The 20,078-nt window shown below is 72.2% G+C and carries 21 protein-coding genes; 14 read left to right on the top strand and 7 right to left on the bottom strand.

The window, feature by feature from the left end; all coding sequences use genetic code 11:
- Entirely contained in the window at window positions 1-942 is a 942-nt protein-coding gene (locus ACFYP0_RS24945; RefSeq protein ID WP_244218714.1) for a DMT family transporter, read from the bottom strand.
- A 234-nt stretch (window positions 943-1,176) separates the two neighbouring features.
- Entirely contained in the window at window positions 1,177-1,437 is a 261-nt protein-coding gene (locus tag ACFYP0_RS24950; RefSeq protein ID WP_091400670.1) for a Prokaryotic metallothionein, read from the bottom strand.
- Between the two features lie 343 nt (window positions 1,438-1,780).
- On the opposite strand from ACFYP0_RS24950, the gene ACFYP0_RS24955 reads away from it, so the two are divergent.
- Both ACFYP0_RS24955 and ACFYP0_RS24960 read left to right on the top strand, forming a co-directional pair.
- Window positions 1,781-2,521: a lytic polysaccharide monooxygenase gene (locus ACFYP0_RS24955; RefSeq protein WP_355499276.1), complete on the top strand. Its 741-nt coding sequence runs from the start codon at window positions 1,781-1,783 to the stop codon at window positions 2,519-2,521.
- Window positions 2,522-2,585: 64 nt separating this feature from the next.
- The gene (locus ACFYP0_RS24960; protein ID WP_124858818.1) at window positions 2,586-3,200 is read left to right on the top strand and encodes a DUF305 domain-containing protein; all 615 of its coding nucleotides are present in this window, start codon (window positions 2,586-2,588) and stop codon (window positions 3,198-3,200) included.
- Between the two features lie 34 nt (window positions 3,201-3,234).
- Here ACFYP0_RS24960 and msrB read toward each other — a convergent pair whose 3' ends face one another.
- A complete protein-coding gene (msrB, locus tag ACFYP0_RS24965; protein WP_091400676.1) occupies window positions 3,235-3,639 on the bottom strand; it encodes a peptide-methionine (R)-S-oxide reductase MsrB in 405 nt (134 codons plus the stop codon).
- A gap of 47 nt (window positions 3,640-3,686) precedes the next feature.
- Between msrB and ligD the strand changes: the two genes are divergently transcribed.
- The 3 genes from ligD (at window position 3,687) to ACFYP0_RS24980 (ending at window position 6,207) form a co-directional block, all read left to right on the top strand.
- Complete coding sequence (gene ligD / locus ACFYP0_RS24970) at window positions 3,687-4,718, top strand: non-homologous end-joining DNA ligase (protein WP_124858817.1); 1,032 nt, start codon at window positions 3,687-3,689, stop codon at window positions 4,716-4,718.
- Window positions 4,719-4,921: 203 nt separating this feature from the next.
- Entirely contained in the window at window positions 4,922-5,551 is a 630-nt protein-coding gene (locus ACFYP0_RS24975; RefSeq protein ID WP_124858816.1) for a hypothetical protein, read from the top strand.
- Complete coding sequence (locus tag ACFYP0_RS24980) at window positions 5,548-6,207, top strand: YdeI/OmpD-associated family protein (protein WP_124858815.1); 660 nt, start codon at window positions 5,548-5,550, stop codon at window positions 6,205-6,207. The genes ACFYP0_RS24975 and ACFYP0_RS24980 overlap by 4 nt, the downstream gene beginning before the upstream one ends.
- A 38-nt stretch (window positions 6,208-6,245) precedes the next feature.
- On the opposite strand, the gene ACFYP0_RS24985 is transcribed toward ACFYP0_RS24980, so the two are convergent.
- Window positions 6,246-6,632: a winged helix-turn-helix transcriptional regulator gene (locus tag ACFYP0_RS24985; RefSeq protein WP_124858814.1), complete on the bottom strand. Its 387-nt coding sequence runs from the start codon at window positions 6,630-6,632 to the stop codon at window positions 6,246-6,248.
- A gap of 46 nt (window positions 6,633-6,678) precedes the next feature.
- Between ACFYP0_RS24985 and ACFYP0_RS24990 the strand changes: the two genes are divergently transcribed.
- From ACFYP0_RS24990 to ACFYP0_RS25025, 8 genes are all read left to right on the top strand, one after another.
- Window positions 6,679-7,434: a short-chain dehydrogenase gene (locus ACFYP0_RS24990; protein ID WP_124858813.1), complete on the top strand. Its 756-nt coding sequence runs from the start codon at window positions 6,679-6,681 to the stop codon at window positions 7,432-7,434.
- A gap of 115 nt (window positions 7,435-7,549) precedes the next feature.
- Window positions 7,550-8,029 carry a DUF2975 domain-containing protein gene (locus ACFYP0_RS24995; RefSeq protein WP_356977069.1) on the top strand — a complete coding sequence of 160 codons (480 nt, stop codon included), beginning with the start codon at window positions 7,550-7,552 and terminating at the stop codon, window positions 8,027-8,029.
- The gene (locus ACFYP0_RS25000; protein WP_030336216.1) at window positions 8,029-8,244 is read left to right on the top strand and encodes a helix-turn-helix domain-containing protein; all 216 of its coding nucleotides are present in this window, start codon (window positions 8,029-8,031) and stop codon (window positions 8,242-8,244) included. Before ACFYP0_RS24995 ends, ACFYP0_RS25000 begins: the two co-directional genes overlap by 1 nt.
- Window positions 8,241-8,405 (top strand): hypothetical protein, encoded by a 165-nt coding sequence (locus ACFYP0_RS25005; RefSeq protein WP_167493726.1) that lies wholly within the window; start codon window positions 8,241-8,243, stop codon window positions 8,403-8,405. The genes ACFYP0_RS25000 and ACFYP0_RS25005 overlap by 4 nt, the downstream gene beginning before the upstream one ends.
- A 115-nt stretch (window positions 8,406-8,520) precedes the next feature.
- Complete coding sequence (locus ACFYP0_RS25010; protein WP_356977071.1) at window positions 8,521-11,706, top strand: ABC transporter permease; 3,186 nt, start codon at window positions 8,521-8,523, stop codon at window positions 11,704-11,706.
- On the top strand, window positions 11,703-14,411 hold the full coding sequence (locus tag ACFYP0_RS25015) for an FtsX-like permease family protein (RefSeq protein WP_124858810.1): 2,709 nt from the start codon (window positions 11,703-11,705) through the stop codon (window positions 14,409-14,411). The genes ACFYP0_RS25010 and ACFYP0_RS25015 overlap by 4 nt, the downstream gene beginning before the upstream one ends.
- A 1-nt stretch (window position 14,412) precedes the next feature.
- The gene (locus ACFYP0_RS25020) at window positions 14,413-15,408 is read left to right on the top strand and encodes an ABC transporter ATP-binding protein (protein ID WP_124858809.1); all 996 of its coding nucleotides are present in this window, start codon (window positions 14,413-14,415) and stop codon (window positions 15,406-15,408) included.
- Window positions 15,405-16,145 (top strand): ABC transporter ATP-binding protein, encoded by a 741-nt coding sequence (locus ACFYP0_RS25025; protein ID WP_356977074.1) that lies wholly within the window; start codon window positions 15,405-15,407, stop codon window positions 16,143-16,145. Before ACFYP0_RS25020 ends, ACFYP0_RS25025 begins: the two co-directional genes overlap by 4 nt.
- 110 nt (window positions 16,146-16,255) lie before the next feature.
- On the opposite strand, the gene ACFYP0_RS25030 is transcribed toward ACFYP0_RS25025, so the two are convergent.
- A complete protein-coding gene (locus ACFYP0_RS25030) occupies window positions 16,256-16,708 on the bottom strand; it encodes a GNAT family N-acetyltransferase (RefSeq protein ID WP_355499242.1) in 453 nt (150 codons plus the stop codon).
- A gap of 74 nt (window positions 16,709-16,782) precedes the next feature.
- Between ACFYP0_RS25030 and ACFYP0_RS25035 the strand changes: the two genes are divergently transcribed.
- The gene (locus ACFYP0_RS25035) at window positions 16,783-17,295 is read left to right on the top strand and encodes a potassium channel family protein (protein WP_355499239.1); all 513 of its coding nucleotides are present in this window, start codon (window positions 16,783-16,785) and stop codon (window positions 17,293-17,295) included.
- Here ACFYP0_RS25035 and ACFYP0_RS25040 read toward each other — a convergent pair.
- Both ACFYP0_RS25040 and ACFYP0_RS25045 read right to left on the bottom strand, forming a co-directional pair.
- Entirely contained in the window at window positions 17,222-18,793 is a 1,572-nt protein-coding gene (locus tag ACFYP0_RS25040) for an alpha/beta hydrolase (RefSeq protein WP_355499443.1), read from the bottom strand. The genes ACFYP0_RS25035 and ACFYP0_RS25040 overlap by 74 nt on opposite strands.
- Window positions 18,794-18,851: 58 nt before the next feature.
- Window positions 18,852-19,967: an ATP-dependent DNA ligase gene (locus tag ACFYP0_RS25045; RefSeq protein ID WP_355499236.1), complete on the bottom strand. Its 1,116-nt coding sequence runs from the start codon at window positions 19,965-19,967 to the stop codon at window positions 18,852-18,854.
- Window positions 19,968-20,078 lie beyond the last annotated feature (111 nt).

Here is a 20,078-nt window from a genome sequence, read left to right on the forward strand (position 1 = left end):
TCACCGGAGATCCGCCCGGTCGGGTGCGAGGTAGGTGGCGGCCACGGCGGTGAGCAGCAGGACACCGCCGACGATCACCGGCAGGGGGAGCGGTTCGCGCAGCAGCGCCACCGCCAGCGCCGCGGCGGTGAGCGGTTCGAGCAGGGTCAGCACTGCCGCGACGCTGCCCGTGGTGGTGCGCAGCCCGGCGTAGAACAACGCGTACGCGACGGCCGTGGTGACCACACCGAGGTGCAGCAGCAGCGCCAGGGTGTCGAGGCGTACCGGCACGCTGACCCCGGCGACCAGGGCGAACGGTGCCAGGGTCAGCGCGCCGACCGTGGTGGAGATGGTGGTCAGCGTCATGGGCGCGGTGCGCTGCGACACCCGACGGCTGACCAGGGTGGTAGCCGCGTACCCGAGGCCGGAGCCGGCTGCCGCGAGCAGGCCGAGCAGCGGGGCGGGCGCCGCCGCGCCGGGGTGCTCGGTGGCGGCGGTGATCAGGACGAGGCCGGCCAAAGCCGCAACCAGCGTGCCGAGTCGCAGCGGGCCGGGGAGCCGGCGGGCGTGCGCCGACTCCCAGGCCGCGGCGAGCACCGGTGCCAGGCCCAGGCTGACGATGGTGGCCACGCTGACTCCGGCCCAGGCCACGGCGGCGAAGTAGAGCGCCTGGTAGAGGCCGAGGCCGACGCCGGTGAGCAGCAGCGGTACGGGTGCGGCACGCAGGGTGGTCACGATCGTGCGGAGCCGGCCGGCGGTGCACGCCAACAGCACGAGCGCGGCGATGGCGAGGCGGTGGAAGCCGATGCTCACCGGGCTGAGCCCGGTGTTCTCGCGCAGGAGTTGCACCGCCACACCGGTGGTGCCCCACAGCACCCCGGTGACGGTGATCTGGATCAGGCCGCTGCGGGCGGCGTGGCTGGCGGCCAAGGCGGCCGGCAGCGCGGTGCGGGTCGTGGACACGGGAGCGCTCCGAAGGGTGAGCCGTTGACGGGGACGACGTCGACGGAGCGCGTACGACAGGGTGGCCGAGCGGGGTCAGGTCACCCGGTCGGCGAGAGGCGCGGCGCTCCGCTCAGGAGCGCGGCGGGGGCAGGACGCCCAGGAACGGCCGCATGGCGACGACCGTACCCCAGCGTGGTGGTCCGGTTGGCCCGCGGCCGGGTGGGCGCGGTCAGGCCGGGCGGGCGGGCGCGGTCAGGCCGGGCGGGCGCCGACGGCGTCGCGGATCTCGGCGCCCACCGCGCCCTCGACGGCGCGGGCGCAGTGTGCGCAGCAGAAGAAACGGCCGTTGACCTCGACGCCGTGCCCGACGATTTTGACCTGGCAGTGCTCGCAGATCGGTGCCATGCGCTGGATCGCGCACTCGAACGAGTCGAAGGTGTGCACGTCGCCGCTGACGGTGTGCACCTCGAACGCCATCCAGTAGTCGTTGCCGCAGACCTCGCAGGTTGCCACCGAAAACCTCCGTTAAATGGACAAGTGCCTACAGAATCCCTCAGGCGGCGCCGACGTGGGGCGGAACGTCGACGCCTGGCCACGGCGGGCGGCGTGTCGGCGTCGGCGTGTTGCCCGTCGTGCCGGGTGAACCGCCGCAACCCCCGGAGGCCGTTACCTCGGCACCGGCGGCGTCTGGTTGGACGACGGGTCGGCCGACCAGGTCGACGACCGGGACAGCCTGCTCCAGCTCTGCGAAGAAAACTGCCGTCATCTATGGATTTATCGATGAGAGTCTTTACTGTTAACAATGTTTAAATTACGTTGAGGGCACCCACCGGACCCTGGAGAAGGAGCTGTCCCCATGCGTCGAAGAATCACCGTCCCGCTGGTGGCGGCGGGCGCCGTCGCCGCCACCCTCACCGTTGCCGCCCCCGCCCAGGCGCACGGCTACGTCTCCGCCCCACCGAGCCGGCAGGCGCTCTGCGCGCAGGGCAGGGTGCCCGACTGCGGGCAGATCAAGTACGAGCCGCAGAGCGTCGAAGGGCCCAAGGGCCTGCGTAGCTGCAATGCCGGAATCGCCCAGTTCGCCGTCCTCAACGACGACAGTCGGGGCTGGCCGGCCACCTCGGTGGGCAGCTCGCTGACCTTCACCTGGGTGAACACTGCCCGGCACGCCACCAGCAACTGGGAGTACTGGATCGGCAACACCCGGGTCGGCGTGGTCAACGGCAACGGCCAGCAGCCGGGCGCAACGGTGTCGCACAACGTCAATCTCGGCGGCTTCTCCGGCCGACAGAAGATCCTCGCGGTGTGGAACATCTCCGACACGGCGAACGCCTTCTACTCCTGCATCGACGTGCAGATCGGCGGCGGAGGGTCGACCCCGACGCCCACCCCCACCACCTCACCCACCCCACGGCCCACCCCGACCACCACGCCGACGACTCCGCCCGCGCCGGGCGGCAGTTGGACGACGGGTCGGGCGTACCAGGTCGGCGACCAGGTCACCTACGGCGGAGCGACGTACCGCTGCCGGCAGGCGCACACCGCGATCCCGGGCTGGGAGCCGCCGAACGTACCGGCGCTCTGGCTCCAGGTCTGACCGCACGGGTGCGGCCCCATGGTCGCACCCGTGTCGCCGCTCTCGCGTGAACGGAGCAACCGGCATGCCCCGCCGTACCCCGCTGGCGTCCCTCGTTGCGGCTCTGCTGCTCACCGGAGCCTGCGCCGGACCGCCCACGTCGAGCCCGTCGACCCTGCCGCAGCCGGCCCCCGCGTCCCCGGCCGGGTCGGCGGCGGCCGGGTCGGCGGGTGCCGGGTCCGCGATCGAGGCGGACGCGATGAGCGGGATCGACGTGGTGTTCCTGAGCACCATGGTCGGGCACAGCGAACGCACACTGCAGATCGTCCGGCTGGCCCGGGACCGGGTGCGCGACGACGCGCTGCGCACCCTGGCCGCCGCCGTCGAGGCGACCGAGGCCGACGAACTGGCCGCCATGCGCGGCTGGTTGCCCACGACCGGGCCGGGTGCCAGCGCGACCGCACACCACCACGACGGGCACGGCGACGACGCCGCGCTCGACCGGCTGCGGACCGCGCCGGACGCGGACGTCGACCGAGTGCTGCGCGACGTGCTCGCCGACCACCAGCGATCGGCCGCCGACCTGGCCCGATCCCACGTCGGCGTCGGCCGCAACGAGCGGGTCCGCGACCTGGCCCGGCGGATCGAGCAGTCCCGGACCGCCGAGGTCGAGCTGCTCAGGGGTACGGGTACGCCCTGAGCGCGGTCACGCGGTCACGCCCTGGGTGCCCGGGTCAGCGGGGTTCCAGCTTGATGGAGACCGAGTTGACGCAGTGCCGGGTGTCCTTCGGGGTGAAGCCCTCGCCGTGGAAGACGTGCCCGAGGTGACTGTCGCAGCGGGCGCAGCGGATCTCCGTACGTGCCATGCCGAGGGTGCGGTCCTCGATCTCCTTGACCCGGCCCGGGATGGCGTCGTCGAAGCTCGGCCAGCCGCAGTGCGAGTCGAACTTCGTATCGCTGGAGAACAGCTCCAGCCCGCAGGCGCGACAGTGGTAGACCCCCTGGGTCTTCGTGTCCACGTACTCGCCCGTCCACGGGCGTTCGGTGCCGGCCTCCCGCAGGACGTGGAACTCCTCGGGGGTCAGTCGGACCCGCCACTCTTCGTCGGTACGGGGCAGCTCGTTGTCGTCAAGACTCACCCCTCAACGGTACGTCGAACGTCGGGGGCGTGGCATAAGGTCGCGGGATGGGTGGCACCAAGGCTGCGGCCGCCGAGGTCGAGGTGGCCGGGCACACCGTTCGGCTGAGCAGTCCGGACCGGGTGATCTTCCCCCAGCGGGGGTTCACCAAGGCGGACGTCTTCCACTACTACCTCGCGGTCGGCGACGGGATCATGCGCGCCCTGCGGGACCGACCGACCACCCTGCAACGCTTCCCCGAGGGCGTCGAAGGCGAGGCGTTCTTCCAGAAGCGGGTGCCCACCCGTGGGGTGCCGCCCTGGGTGACGACCGCGCAGATCACCTTCCCGAGCGGGCGGAACGCGGCGGAGCTCTGCCCGGCCGATCTGGCGCACGTGGCCTGGGCGGCGCAGATGGGCACGATCGTCTTCCACCCGTGGCCCGTGCGGGCCGCCGACGTCGACCGCCCCGACGAGCTGCGCATCGACCTGGACCCGCAGCCCGGCACCGACTTCGCCGACGCGGCGCGGGCCGCCGGCGAGGTCCGCGCGCTCCTCGACGAGCTGGGCGCGACCGGTTGGCCGAAGACCTCCGGCGGCCGGGGCGTGCACGTCTACCTGCGCATCCAACCCCGCTGGACGTTCACCGAGGTGCGCCGGGCCACCATCGCGCTGGCCCGGGAGGTGGAGCGCCGCAACCCCGACCTGGTCACCACCGCCTGGTGGAAGGAGGAGCGCGGCACCCGGGTCTTCGTCGACTTCAACCAGATGGCGCGCGACCGCACGATCGCCTGCGCGTACTCGCTGCGGGCCAACGCGCGGGCCACCGTCTCGACCCCGGTCAGTTGGGACGAGCTACCCGACGTCGACCCGGACGACTTCGACCTGCGCACCGTGCCGGCCCGGCTCGCCGAGCGAGGTGATCCGCACGCCGGCATCGACGACGCACCGTGGGACATCACCCCGCTGCTGGAGTGGGCCGAGCGCGACGCCGCCGCCGGCCAGGGCGACCTGCCGTACCCGCCGGACCACCCGAAGATGCCCGGCGAGCCCAAGCGGGTCCAGCCGAGCCGCGCCAAGCGCACCCCCGACGGCCCGTGACCGCCCCGCTGCGTCGATGGCGGGTGCGGCCTGGCTCGATCCCGACCAGCTCCCGCGCCGCAACCACCACCGACGGACGTAGGCGGAACGGCATCGACCAGGCGGGAAGGCTGCTGGGGTGTGGGGCGGGCCCTCGGCGGTCTGCCGCTCGGTGACGATCTGCCGTCGACCACTGTGGATCTTGTCGTACTAGTCTGTGCCGCATGGCCTTACGACCGGACGAGTTCTACGACCGCGCGGTCGCCGCCGCGGACGACGAGCGCCGCCTTCCCCTGGCGCGGATGACCGGGTGGGAGATCAGTCCGTTCGAGCCGGACGGACTTCGAGTGTCGCCGCTACGGCCTCCGGTGCTGCCGGAGCCGGCACGGCACGGCGAGGACCCGGCGGACTGCGATACCTGCCGCAACCGGGACGAAGGGATCTGGTTCAACGAGCGTTGGCGGTTGATCCGAATCCCGGGCGTGGGCGTCCCGCTGGCGCTCATGCTGTTGCCGCTCGATCACCACGACATGGAGGATCTCCCTGACGAGCTGGCTGCCGAGCTTGGGCTGTTGAGCACCCGGATCGTTCGTCACATCCAGGCGCTGCCGCACGTCTCGCGGGCGCACGTCCACCGCTTCGGGGATGGCGGCGCTCACCTGCACGTCTGGTTCTTCGCTCGGCCCGAGGGGCAGGCTCAGTTGTTCGGGTCGTGGCTGATCGCCTGGGACGACCTGCTGCCGGAGTACCCATCGGACGTGGCGGACGCCGACGCCGCGGCCGTCGTGGACGCGTTGATCGAGTCCCACGGAGGTCACCGGCTGTCAGACCCGGCGGATAGCTTGCCCGCATGACGAGCGCCGAGCTGGCTGAGCTGATCGTCGCGGACGCCGACGCGTTACGCGCCTGGTTGTCGGCCAACCACGCCACGTCGCCCGGCGTCTGGCTCGCGCTGACCAGAAAGGGTGGCACGGTCACGACGCTGACCTGGCAGCAGGCGGTCGACGAGGCCCTGTGCGTCGGCTGGATCGACGGTCAGGCCCGTAAGCGGGATGAGGAGTCGTCCTGGATCCGGTTCACCCCACGTCGGCCCCGTAGTGTCTGGTCCCAACGCAACGTCGCCAACGTTGCCCGGTTGGAGGAGCAGGGGCGGATTCTGCCGGCGGGCCGCGCCGCGGTGGACGCCGCGAAGTCGGACGGGCGGTGGGCGGCCGCCTACGCCCCGCCGTCGGAGGCGGAGGTGCCGGCCGACCTGCTCGCCGCCATCGCCGCCGAGCCCGCCGCCCAGGCCATGCTGGACGTGCTCACCAAGGCCAACCGGTTCGCCCTCATCCACCGCCTCAACGCGGTCAAACGGGCGGAGACCCGCGAGCGCAAGATCGGTGAATTCGTCGCCATGCTGGCCCGTCACGAGACGTTCTACCCCCAGAAGGCGAAGCCGGCACCCGAGCCGACGCTTCCACGACCAGGCAGCCGCGACCGAGACAACCGATTGACTTTCGATAGGTAACGAGCGAAACTCGTCAAGCTGCCGAACTCACCCTGAGGTCAACGGACCGTCGTGCTCGCTGCCGGCCCAGGCATCCGAGTTCGTGCCCGCTCGATGTCTGGGGCGTGCGCGACTGCCCATTCGCCGACGGCGATGACCAGTGGCAGGAGTGAGCGGCTCAGGTCGGTGAGCGCATATTCGACACGCTGCGGTGTCTGATGACGGCTGATCAGCCCGTCGCTCTCCAGGGTGCGCAGGGTGCGGGTGAGGATGCGTCGGCTCAGACCGTGAATGGTGCGGTCGAGTTCGTTGAAGCCACGGGGGCGTTCGCGGAGCACCGCGAGAACGAGAACACTCCACTTCTCGCCTACGCGACGCAGCACGTCGGTTGCGGGACACGCCGCGCGGTGGGCGAGGGTCACGGGTAGCTGCAGTGCCGGTGACATCGATGTGCCTTCTTTCGAGTGGGCCGACAAAAGCCAACGATGAAGTATGCGCACAGTGGTGATTGCGGGCGGGACACGTGGCATCGGCGGTGCCCTTGCCGACGAACTGCGGCGGGCCGGAGATCGGGTGGTCGCGATCGGCAGTGCCGACGCCGACCTCACCTCGGTCCGGGAGACCTCCGCACTGGCAGACCGGTTACCGGACAAGATCGACGTGTTGGTACTGGCGGCAGGGCGCTTCGACCAGCGGCGGATCGTCACCAGTGAGGGCTTCGAACAGACCTTCGCGATCTACGTCCTCGGGCGCTATCTGCTCGCCGAACGGCTCCGCCCGGCATTGGAACGTGCTCAGACACCGGTCATCCTCAACCTCAGCGGCACCGGCGGAATCCGGGCCGGCCGAATCCACTGGAACGATCTGCAGTTGGCCAGCGGGTACACCATGTTCAAGGCGACGATGCAGGGCGCGCGCGCCAACGACCTCCTCGGCGCCGGCTTCGCCGCGCACAACCCGCACAGCCCCATCCGATACGTGCTGTACAACCCGCTGTTTGTCGACAGCGGTATGCACCGTCAACTCCGCCAACCGATGCGCGCCCTCGTAGGGGCGTCCGCCGCGCTCCTCGGATCCTCCACCGCTAGCGCGGCCACTCTCCTGGCTGCCTTGCTGGCCGAGCCGCCGGCCGCTCGGCTGACTGCGCTGCGGCGCGGCGCGCCGGTCCCCCTCACGCGACCGGAGTTCGACCAGTCGGCGGCTGCCCGGCTCTATACGATCCTTGCCGAGCTGACCGCTGCCGCGTGAGCCGTCCTGTGGCGCCCCGGCGGCGCGCCGGTTCGGGAGGGCGGCTGCCGGTGCGGCGCAGTGGAGGCGCGACAGACCGATTGACTTTCGATAGGTAACGAGCGAAACTCGATGCATGGTTACGGAGCATCGAGCGGTTGCCGCTCTCAGAGTCTTCCTCGTGGTGCTGTTCGGGGTCCTGGTCGTGTTCCAGACCCTCTCGCTGCCCGGGCAGTTCGCGTACATGGCCCAGGAGTCCCCGGAGGACGCCTACCTCCGCTGGCCGGCCACGATCGTTGCGGTGTTCTGGGTGCTGTGCGTCCAGGTCGTCATCGTCGCGACCTGGAAGCTGCTCAGCCTGGTCAAGAGCGACCGCATCTTCACCGAGGCATCTCTCAAGTGGGTGGACGCGATCGTCTGGGCCATCGCCGCCGCGTGGGTGGTGCTGGTGGCGGTCTTCCTCTGGGTCGGGTTCAACGCGGACGACCCGGGGCTGCCGCTGCTGCTGTTCCTGCTGACGGTCGGCGTCAGCGTGCTGGGGCTCCTCATGGTGGTGATGCGGGCGCTGTTGCGGCAGGCCACCACCCTGCGGACCGACATGGAAGCGGTGATCTGATGCCCATCGTCGTCCGCATCGACGTCGAGTTGGCCAAGCGCAAGATGAGCGTCGGCGAGTTCGCCGAGCGCGTCGGGCTCACCCCCGCCAACGTGGCGGTGCTCAAGAACGGCCGCGCCAAGGCGGTCCGCTTCAGCACCCTCGAAGCGATGTGCCGAGTCCTCGACTGCCAACCCGGAGACCTGTTGGAATGGGTCGAGGAGGAAACGCCATGAGATACGTCCTGATCGTCGGCGTCGTCCTCTCGGTAGCGCTCGGCACCACCGTCGTGGTGCTCGGCGGGGCCGACGACTCCCCGGGACTGCAGCTCATCGGCGTCATGCTGGTGCTCTGCGCGGTGGTTTTCGGCATCCGCAACCTTCGAGGCCGCAACTAGCCGTCCCGCCCCGACAGACTCTCGGTAATAACGATCATGTAACGGGCGCGAACCTTTCCCGGTAGGTGGCCTGTCTTGATGGTCGTCGGCCCGCCAGGGCCAGGGGAGGCGTCGGATGAAGCTGGTGTGGAGGCGGGCCCGCGAGGCGCGAGGGTTGCTGGTTGCGGCGGTGATCGCTGCCCTCGTCGCCGTCGCGTTGGTCACGGGGCTGTCCGACTACAACCGTCGGGCGGTGGACGCCGGGCAGCGGGCACTGGTCGCCGCCTCGCCCGCCGAGGAACGCGGCCTTCTGGTCAGCGGCTCGGGTGGGCGGGACGCGGCCGAGTTCGCAACCCGGGACAAGGCGGTCCGAGCCGAGTTCGCCACCGGGCTCGGCGGCGTCCCGGTCAGTGTCACGGCCGCCCGTTACGGCACCGGCCGGGAGCTGACCGGCGACCTCGGGCAGATCCCGCGTACGGCCGACGAACCGGTCTTCGCGAACCTGGCCACGCTCCCCGACCTCGCCAGCCACGCGGAGCTGACCAGCGGAGCCTGGCCCAGCCCCGGAGCGAACCCCGTCCAGGTGAGCCTGCCCGAGCGGGTCGCCGGCGCCCTCGGCCTGGCCGTCGGCGAGCGCGTCCCGGTACGCGACCGGGCCACCGAACGACGCGGGGAGTTGGTGCTCGCCGGCACCTGGCGGCCCCGCGACCCGTCGGCCGCGTACTGGCTGCTGGCCCCCGGCGTGGGGGCGGGCAGTGCCAGTTCCGGCACCTCCTACGGGCCGTTCACACTCGACCCGGCCGACTTCGTGGCCACCTTCCCGGGCTCGGTGTCGGCGTCCTGGCTGGCCCAACCGGACCTCGGTGCCGTCGACACCGCCGACCTGCCCGCCGTTCGGAAAGCCCTCACCGAGGCGGTCTCGGCCGTGCCCGAGGCCGCCCAACTGGGCAGCTCCGGGCAGACGGTGACCAAGATGCCGCAGTTGCTGGACCGGATCGGTCGCGCCGACCTGGTGGGTCGCTCGTCGCTGGCCACCCCGCTGCTGCTCATCCTGGTGCTCGCCGGGTATGCGCTGGTGCTGGTCGCCGCACTGCTGCACGAGGACCGCCGCCCACAGACCGCACTGCTGCGCGCCCGCGGCGCCGCCCGTCGGCAGTTGGCCGGCCTGGCCGCCCGTGAGGCGACCCTGGTGGTCGCCCCGGCCGCCGTGCTCGGTCCGCTGATCGCCGGTGAGGCGTTGCGGTACATCCGACCCGGCGGGTCGGGTGACCTTTACACCGCCGGCGGCAACACCACCCTGGTCTGGGCGGCGGCAGCGGCCACCGCGGCCGGCTGCCTCGTCGCCATGGTCCTTCCGGCGCTGCGTGGCGCCGGGACGTACGTCGCCGACATGGCGGCCCGATCCCGGCCGAACCGGGCCGCGAGCGTCCAACGCGCCAGCGTCGACCTGGTGCTCGTTGCGCTCGCCGTGCTCGCCTGGGTGCAGCTGCGCCGGTACGCGTCCCCGCTGGCCGGTTCGGGTGGCCAGCTCGGGCTCGACCCGCTGCTGATCGCCGCCCCGACGCTCGGTGTGCTGGCCGGTGCCGTGCTGGCGTTGCGGGTGCTCCCGCCGCTCACCCGGTTCGCGGAGCGGTTCGTCGACCGACGCCCCTGGACCGCCACCATGTTCGGCATGTGGCAGGCCGGCCGTCGTCCCCACGCCGGCCCGGTGCTGCTGCTCGCCCTCGCCGTCGGCGGCAGCACCCTGGCCTGGTCGCTGATCAGCACCGGCGAGCGGTCCCAGGTCGAACAGGCCGGCCACACGGTCGGCGCCGACCTCCGGGTGACCGAACGGACCGGGGGCGCCCCACCGACCCGGGCCGGTGAACTCGCCGCGCTGCCGAGCGTGGACCGGGTACTGCCGGCGTGGCGCGACGAGATCCGGGTCGGGCGGGAGAACCTGCCGGCGACCGTGATCGGTGTCGACCCAGCCAGCGCCCCGGGCGTCGTCCGGCTCGCCGACCGCCTCGGCGACGGATCGGCGGCGGAGCAGTACCGGAAGATGGTCGACGCGCGGGGAGAGCCCGCCGGCGTCGAACTGCCCGCCGGGGCGCGCGAGATCACCGGCACGATCCGTACCCCGGTGAGCAACGCCGCCCGGTCGGTGAAGGTCGCGGTGACGCTGCTGGTCACCACCCCTGACGGGCTTGCCCGGCGGCTGCCGGCGGCCAACGCCGACGGCGACGGCCGGGCCACCCCGTTCACCGCGCCACTGCCCGACCTGAGCGGGGCGCGGCTGCGGCTGGTCGGCTTCGAGGCCGACGGTGGGTTGGCCGCCGGCAACTCCTACGAGCTCCAGGTGGACGGGCTGACGGTGGTCAAGGCCGACGGCACGAAGCAACCGGCCGAACTGGGCGGCGACTGGGTCGTGACCGCCCCCGGGATGCAGCCAATGCCGGTACGGACCACCGGCGCCGGGTTCGCCGCAGCCCGCTCGGTCGACGTGATCCCCGGCGGGCAGTTCAGGTACCAGCCACCCACCCGGTTCACTGTCGTGCCGGGCGGAGACAACAAGCCCATACCGGTGTTGATGACCCCTGGGGTCATCAACGCGCTGAGCCTGCGCATCGGCGACACCGTCGACCTGACCCTCTCCGGGGCGACGCTGCCGGTGCACCTGGTCGGCGAGCTGGACTCCGTGCCGGCCACCACCGGCGAGGGCGTCCTGCTGGACCTGCCGGTCGCGGTCGACGCGATGATCCGGAGCAGCGGCGCGGTGCGACCCGTACCGGAGTGGTGGGTCGGGGCCAGCGACGCGAACGCCGCTGCCCAGGCGGCCAGAGCGCTACCCGGCGTCACGGTGCTCAACCGGGAGGCGGCCATCGAGGCGGCCGCCGACGACCCGTACTGGCGCGGCTCGCGTACCGGAATGCTCGCCGCCGCGCTCGGCGCGGTGCTCCTCGCTCTCGTCGGCCTGATGGTGGACGTCTGGGCCACCGCCCGGCGTCGGCTCGGCGAGTTCGCGGTCCTGCACACCCTCGGCGCCACGCCCCGGCTGATGGCCCGGGCGCTGCTCGCCGAACAGACGTTCCTCGCCGGCATCGGCGTGGGCGTCGGGTTGTTACTCGGCACCGCGGTCAGCGCGACGATGGCCCCACTGGTCATCCTCACCCCGGCCGCCGGCCGGCCGACACCCCCGGCGGCGTTCGTGCTGCCCTGGGTGCCGATCGGCCTGACCGCGGTCGGTCTGCTGCTGGCGGCGCTCGCCTTCAGCGCGTTCATCGCCACCGGCATCCGTCAGCGGGTGGCGGCGGTGCAGCTGCGAATCGGGGGAGAACGATGAGCGTCGGGGCGGCCGTCCGGCGGGTCCGGGCGTACGGGGGGCAGTTCCTGCTGCTGGCGGTGCTGACCCTGGTGGTCACGCTGCTGATCAGTGGAGTGCCCCGGCTGGTCAACCGGCTCGCCGAACAGGGGCTGCGAGCACAGCTCAACAGCGAGCCGGCCGCGCGCCGGGACATCTCGTACACCACCAGCGTTGAGTCCGCGACGTCGCGCCGGACGGCGATGGGCGACGCCGCCGAACGGTTCGACGCCCTGGCCGCGGAGATGCCGCCGCCGGTGCGTTCGGCAGTGACCGAGCGGTGGTACAGCGTCGAGACCGCAGCGGCCCGCGTGGTCGGACCGGACCTGGCGGCCCGCAACCTGCTGGTCGACATGGGCCTGCGGGCCATGCCCGACATACAAGGCGCGAGCACCCTCGTCGAAGGGGCGTGGCCGAGCGAGACCTACGTTCCCGACCGGCCGATCGAGGTGGCGCTCGACGTCGACGTGGCCGGCAAGCTCAACCTGCGCGCCGGCAGCCAACTGCGCATCGGCAACACCGACGACAAGGGCAGACTCACCGACGGTGCCCCGTTGGTGGTGACCGGGCTGTTCCGCCCCGTCGACCGCGCCAACGGCATCTGGGACGGGCTGCCACAGCTGCTGCGGATCATCGAACCGCAGGGCGATGGCCAGCCGTTCGTCATCGTCGGCGTCGTCGCGCAGTCGCCCCTCAACAAGCGGGCCGCCGAGGGCTGGCCGATCCAGTCCAACTGGCGGTACCGACTGGGCGTCGACCGGATCGACGCACGTGAGCTGGACCAGCTCATCGACGGCCTTCAGGTGATGCAGCGCAACCAGCCGACGGGGCTCACCCTGACCCAGGGCGCCGACGTTCCGTTGCGCGCGTTCGCCGCTCAGATCAACGCCGTCCGGACGTTGCTCGCGGTGATCGCGGCCGGCGTCCTGGCCACCCTGGCGGGGCTCATCGTGCTCGCAGCCGGTCTCGCCATCAGACGACGTCGCTCGGAGTTCGCGTTGCTGCGCGCCCGTGGCGGCGGGGCCACCGCCGGTGCCCGGCGCAGCCTCGCCGAGTCGGTGCTGGTGGTGCCGGTCGCCGCCGTGCTGGGCTGGTGGCTGGGCACCCTGGTCCCCGGTGCCCCGGATCCGACCACCCCGTACGTCATCGGCGTGACCGTGCTGGTCACGCTGGCCCTGCCGTTGGCGACACTGGCCGTACCGGCCGGCGGAGCGGGGCGCCGGGACCTGATCCGGGTGCGCCCGTCGGCCCGTCGGCTCACCGTCGAGGTCTCCCTGCTGCTCCTGGCCGGGCTCGCCGCGGTGCTGCTGCGTCGGCGTGGCCTGACCCTCGGCGAGGTGGACCCGCTGCTCGTGTCGGTGCCGGTGCTCCTCGCGATCGCGGCGGCGGTGCTGGCGCTGCGCGCGTACCCCTGGCCGTTGTTGCTGGTCAGCCGGCTGGCCGCGCGGACCCGGGGCAGCGTGGCCTTCCTCGGCACGGCCCGCGCCGGCCGAGCGGCGGTCGCCGCCCCGCTGGTCGTGGTGGTACTGGCGATCGGCACCGCGGCGTTCTGCGCGGTCGTGGCCGCCGGCGTCGACGCGAGCCGGGAGCGGGCCGCCGCGCAGATCGTGCCCGCCGACGCGGTGATCCGCGGGGAGCGCTTCGCACCCGACACCGTCGACGAGCTGGGCCGTCTGCCGGGGGTCCGGGCCGTTACCCGGGTGCTGTACCAGGACGATGAGCGGTTTGCGTCCGACGAGGTCGGCACCGACGCCTTCATCGAGCAGACGGACGTGCTGCTGGTCGACGGCTCGGGGTTGGACACCGTCGCCCGCGAATCCGAGGTGGACCTCCCGGTTCCGGCCGCGCTGCGCACCGCCGCGCCCGGCTCGGGTCCGCTGCCGGCGATCGTCTCACCGGCGGTCGCCGCGGACCTGACGAAGGCCGGGCTGGACGACTCGGCCTTCATCTCGGTGCAGGGCCAGCGGTACGAGTTCCGGGTGGCCGGCACCCAGGACCGTTTCCCGTTGCTGGCGGCGAACACCAGCCGGTTCGTGATCCTGCCCTGGCAGGCCCTGCCGACGCGTACCACCATCCCGGTGCCGACCAGCCTGCTGATCGCCGGGGACTCGCTGGACGCCGAGGCGCTGCGCGTCGCCGGCGACCAGGGGCAGGAGCGCTACCAGCGGGACGGCACGGTCACCGGTCGGGAACGGATGATCGGGGTCACGGTCGACACCCGGGCGGACGTCCGCCGTGACCTTGGCGAGGGCGGGGCGAACGGGGTGCTGGCCTTCGGTTTCGTGGCCGGCGCCGCCGGCGGCACCGTGCTCGGGCTGTTGGCCATCGCGTTCACCGTGCTGGCCGGGGCGCGTGCCCGGGGCCAGGTGCTGTCCCGGCTGCGCACCCTCGGCCTGTCCCGCCGGCAGTGGCGAGGGCTGCTGCTGGTCGAGTTGACCCCGCTGGTCGCGGTGTCGGTGCTGACCGGCGCGCTGGTCGGTGCGGTGCTGCCCCTGCTGCTCAACCCGGTGCTCGGCCTGTCCGCGTTCACCAGTGGTGTGCCGGTCCGGGTGGCTTTCGAGCCCAGCCTGGTCGCCGCTGTGCTCGCGCTCGGGGCGGTCGCCCTCGGCTTCGCGGTCGCCGTCGAGGCCCTGAACAACCGCCGGTTGCGCCTCGGAGAGGTGCTTCGGCTCGGAGAGGAGAGCTGAGATGACCGCTACCGCCCAGACTCCACTGGTGCCTGACCTGGCCGCCCTGCAACAGCGGGCCGCGCTTCGCGCCGCCGAGCGGGCCGGCGGGCAGGACCGCCTACGCGGGCACATCGTCTGCGACGGCCTGGTGCGCATCTTCAAGACCGAGGGGGTGGAGGTGGTCGCCCTGCAGGGGCTCGACCTGGTCATCGACCGGGGTGAGCTGGTGGCGATCGTCGGTGCCTCCGGTTCGGGCAAGTCGACCCTGCTCAACATCCTCTCCGGCCTGGACACCCCGACCGCCGGTATCGCGCGGGTGGCCGACTACGACCTGCTCTCGCTCTCCGCGAAGCGACGGCTGAGCTACCGCCGGCAGCTGGTCGGGTTCGTCTGGCAGCAGACCGGCCGCAACCTGCTGCCGTACCTCAGCGCCCTGGAGAACGTCGAGCTGCCGATGCAGTTGGCCGGCAAGCGCAGCCGCAGGGCCCGCCGGGAGCGGGCCCGGGAACTGCTCGACCTGGTCGGTGTGGGCTACTGCGCCGACCGGCGGCCCGGGCAGCTCAGCGGTGGCGAACAGCAGCGGGTCGCGGTGGCGGTGGCGGTGGCCAACGACCCGGAGGTGCTCTTCGCCGACGAGCCGACCGGTGAGCTGGACGAGGCGACCGGCGCGGAGGTCTTCGGGGCGCTGCGCACCATCAACGCGGAACTGGGCGTGACCATCGTGGTCGTCACCCACGACCACGCCGTGGCCACACAGGTCCGCCGGACCGTCGCGATCCGCGACGGCCGGACCGCCTCCGAGGTACGCCGGACCGCGCGGACCGACGCGGACGGCAACACCGAGCTGGTCAGCGAGGAGTACGCGGTGCTGGACCGCAACGGGCGGATGCAGCTGCCCGCCGCCTTCGTCGACGCGCTCTCGCTGAAGGAGCGGGTCCGGCTCGACCTGGAGCCGGACCATGTGCAGGTACGGCCCGGCAACCGGGCCTCGGACGAGCGGGGGGCGCGGGCATGAGCCGGCAGAACGTAGTGGTGACCGGGGCGGCCGGTCTCGGCGGTGCTGCCCCGGCGGGCCCCGACGAGGTGGTCCGGGTCAGCGGGGTCAGCCGGACCTTCGGCCGGGGTGAGCACGCCGTGCACGCGGTGCGGGACGTGTCGTTCACTGCCAACCGGGGCGAGCTGGTTGCCATCCGAGGTCGGTCCGGGGCCGGCAAGACGACGCTGCTGAACCTGATCGGTGGGCTGGACCGGCCGGACAGCGGTCAGGTGGTGGTGGCCGGGCATGAGGTGACCTCGGCCGGGGAGACGGAGCTGCTGCGGCTGCGCCGGGGCACCGTCGGGTTCGTGTTCCAGACCTTCGGGCTGGTGCCGATCCTCTCCGCCGCCGAGAACGTGGGCGTGCCGTTGCGGCTGGCGCAGGTGCCGGCCGCGGAGCGGGAGGAGCGCGTCGCGGTGCTGCTGGAACTGGTCGGCCTGGGCGGGCACGCCGCACAGCGCCCGTACGAACTCTCCGGTGGCCAGCAGCAGCGGGTCGCGGTGGCCCGGGCGTTGGCCAACGAGCCGGACCTGCTCATCGCCGACGAGCCAACCGGTCAGCTCGACTCGGAGACCGGCCGGTCCATCATGGACCTGCTGCGCGCGGTGGTGCACGCCCGCGGTATGACGGCCCTGGTGGCCACGCACGACCCGGCCCTGATCGACCTCGCCGACCGGGTGCTCGTCCTGCGCGACGGCCGCCTGGTCGACGGCTGACGGCCAGCGAACTGCTGCCCGACGCTGTCCCACGCCTCCCGCCTGCGGCGGGTGGGAGGCGGGTGGGCTGGGCGACTCCCACTACCCCGCCGGGCGAACGCGACGCCGGGTCAGAGCGCGAGCTTCATGCCCTCGTGGCTGGCCACGAAGCCGAGGCCCAGGTAGAAGCGGTGCGCGTCCTCGCGGGTCTTGTCGGTGGTGAGCTGCACCAGCGCGCAGCCACGCTCGCGAGCCTGGTCGACCGCCCAGGTCATCAGCTGTCGGCCCAGCCCCTGGCCACGCCGGTCGGAGCGGACCCGGACCGACTCGATCAGCGAGCGCTCGCTGCCGTGCCGGCCCAGGCCGGGGATGTAGGTGATCTGCAGGCAGCCGACCAGTTCGCCGGCCTGCTCGGCCACGATCAGCTGGTTACGCGGGTCCGCGTCGATGGCCGTGAACGCCCTCTCGTACGCATCGTCGACCTCGGTGAAGTCGCGCGCCTTGCCCAGGACGTCGTCGGCGAGCAGGGCGATGACGGCGGGCAGGTCGGCCCGGACCGCCTCCCGGTAGATCACGTCGCTCATGCTGGCGATCCTGGCACACCGAAACCGGTGAATGGGTCTGTGTCGGTTGCGGACGAGGGGCAGCATGGGGCGGCATGGAGCTAGTGCTACTGCCGTTCCGCTGGATATACCGGGCGTTGGTGTGGTTCGCGAACTCGCCCCGCACGCTGATCACCTCGTACCTGTTGATGATCGTGGTGGCCGGGGTCATCTACGGGGAGGTCGAGCAGCGCAGCCCGGCCGACGCCGTCTGGTGGGCGGTGGTGACCGCCTCCACCGTCGGATACGGCGACATCTCGCCGACCACCTGGGCGGGCCGCACACTGGCCGCGCTGCTCATCTCGACCATGGTGCTGCTGGTCATCCCGCTGATCACCGCGCACTTCGCGAGCCGGCTCATCGTCGACGACGACGCCTTCGAGCATGAGGAGCAGGAGCAGCTCAAAGCCGACGTGCGCCGGATGCGGGCGCTGCTGGAGGAGTTGGCCACCCGGCAGGGGATCAATCTGCCCCCACTGCCGCCCACCCAGCCCGTCAGCGGGCCGGGCAGCGCTGCCCCTCCGGTGGCACGGTCAGGTCGATCAGGTAGGCGTCGACCGCGTTGGTGATGCAGGACGTCTGCGGGTAGGCGGTGTGCCCCTCGCCCTCCCAGGTCAGCACCCGACCGACACCCAGCATCGACGCGAGCCGCGGCGTCTGCTCGTACGGCGTCGCCGGGTCGCCGGTGGTGCCGACCACCACGATCGGCGGCGCGCCGTTCGCCTTCCCGGTCGGGTACGGGTCACGCCCGCCCGGCCACTCGACGCAGCTCAGCATGCCGACCGCCAACGCCGGCCCGAACAACGGGTATTTCCCGCGCCACTCGGACTGCAACTGTCGGATCTGCTCCCGGCTCGGCTTCTCCGTCTCGTCGGCGCAGTTGATGGCCAGGTTGGCGTCGAACAGGTTCGAGTAGTGCCCGTCGTCCTCCCGGCCGGCGTACGCGTCGGCGAGCCGGAACACGTCCTTCGGGTCGCCCTCGGCGAGCTTCTCGATCGCCTGGGCCAGCTCCTGCCAGCCGGATTCGGTGTAGAGCGAGGAGATGACGGCGTAGAACACCCAGCCGGCGGTGGCCTCCCGCCCGTCGGCGCCGCGTACCGGGGAGACCTTGGCCTTGTCGATGGCCGAGGTGACCGCGGCGCGGGCGTCCGGGGCGATCGGGCAGCGGCCGGCGTTCGCCGCGCACCAGCGGGTGAAGTTGGTGAAGGCCCGTTCGAAGCCACGGGCCTGGCTCTCCGAGCCCTCGACCAGCCGCTGCTGCGGATCGACCGCACCGTCGAGCACCAGCGCCCGCACCCGCTGTGGGTAGAGCTGGGCGTACGTGGCACCGAGCAGGGTGCCGTACGAGTAGCCCAGGTAGGTGAGCTTGTCGTCGCCCACCGCGGCGCGAACCGCGTCCATGTCGCGGGCGGCCTGCTCGGTGCCGTACAACGGCAACTGGTCGCCGTAGCGGTCGCCGCAACCGCGCCCGATCCGCTGGCTCAGGCCGACGAAGCCGTCGAATGCCGACTGGCTCGCCGGATCCGGGTCGAAGCCGAAGCTGGCGTCCAGGTCGGCGTCGGAGATGCACTTCACCGGGCTGGACCGGGAAACCCCGCGCGGGTCGAAGCCGACGATGTCGAAGCGCTCGGTGATCGAGGCCGGCAACCCGCCGAACTGGGGGCCGAACGAGAGGTAGACGGCGGTGTCGACACCGGAACCGCCTGGGCCGCCCGGGTTGATCACCAACGAGCCCACCCGGTCGCGCTGCTTGGTGGACCGGGCGCGCAGCAGGGCGATCTCGAAGGTCTGCCCGGCACCCGGGCCGGCGCTCGCCCCGCCGCCGGTGCCCCAGTCGCGGGGCACCGCGATCCGGGTGCACTCGTAGCGCATGTTCGGTGCGCCCCGCCCGACCAACTCGTCGGGCACCTCCGGGCAGGGCCGCCAGTTCGGTGCGCTGCCGGTCGGGGCGGCCGCGCCCTCCACCTCGGTGCGCGGTGCGAACGCCGGCAGCGTGCAACCGGCGGTGAGTAGCGCGGCGACGCCGAAGGCGGCCAGAGTGCGACGGACCCGGCGGCTGGTCGCCATTCGAGGCTGGTCGGCGGTGCGGGTCACGTGGTCCTCCGGAATCGGGTCGACGGCCAGGCTACGCCGAGCCGGTGGCGGCTCGGTCCACGGTGGCCGTCGGGTCGCCGCGCAGCACCTGGTCCACGTCGAAGCGGATCGGCCGGTCGAGCTGGTCGTAGCGGCAGGATCGGGGGTCGCGGTCCGGGCGCCACCGAACGAACTGGGCGGTGTGCCGGAACCGTTCGCCCTCCATGGCGTCGTAGCCCACCTCGACCACCAACTCGGGGCGCACCGGCTCCCACTCCAGGTTCTTCGTGCCGGTCCACCGGCTGACCCCACCCGGGATGCGTTGGCCACGCTCGTGGTCGCCGTGCACCCACGGGTGCTCGCCGCCGGTGTCCCGATAGGGCGCCAGCTCGTCGAGCAACTCGGCGCGGCGGGCCATGCTGAACGACGCGCTCACGCCCACGTGGTGCAGGACCCCGTCGTCGTCGTACAGGCCGAGCAGCAGCGAGCCCACCACCGGGCCGGACTTGTGCCAGCGGAAGCCGGCCACCACCGCGTCCGCGGTGCGGGCATGCTTGACCTTGAACATCAGTCGCTTGCCCGGCTCGTACGGCAGGTCGGCCGGCTTGACGATCAAACCGTCCAGCCCGGCGCCCTCGAAGACGTCGAACCAGCGCCGCGCGGTGTCCGGGTCGGTGGTGACCTGGGTGACGTGCACCGGCGGGCGCACCCCGGCCAGCGCTTCCACCAGCCGCTCCCGGCGGCGCGGGTAGGGCTGGTCGAGCAGGGCCTCGTCACCGATCGCCAGCAGGTCGAACGCGACGAAGTCGGCCGGGGTGGTCTCGGCCAGCATCTTCACCCGGGACGCGGCCGGGTGGACCCGCTGGGCCAGCAGCTCGAAATCCAGCCGGGGCTGGCCGCTCGGCCCGTCGCGCCGAATCACGATCAACTCCCCGTCGACCGCGCACCGCTCCGGCAGCTGCCGGCGGGCCTGCTCGACCACCTCGGGGAAGTAGCGGGTCATCGACTTGCCGCCCCGGCTGGCCAACTCGACCTCGTCGCCGTCGCGGAACACGATGCACCGGAACCCGTCCCACTTGGGCTCGTAGGTCACCCCGGGCGTGGTGGGCAGTTTGGGAACGCTCTTGGCCAGCATCGGCTCGACCGGCGGGTTGATCGGCAGGTCCACGCCGACCAGTCAATCAGACGGTGCCGACAGTCGTGAGGCAGATCACCGTGGATGGCGGGGCGGCGTGTCCGCCTACGCGCCGCTCGTCCCCGCCGGGCGAATCGAATAACC

It is taken from the genome of Micromonospora arida (assembly GCF_042873195.1).
Classification (GTDB): Bacteria; Actinomycetota; Actinomycetes; order Mycobacteriales; family Micromonosporaceae; genus Micromonospora; species Micromonospora arida.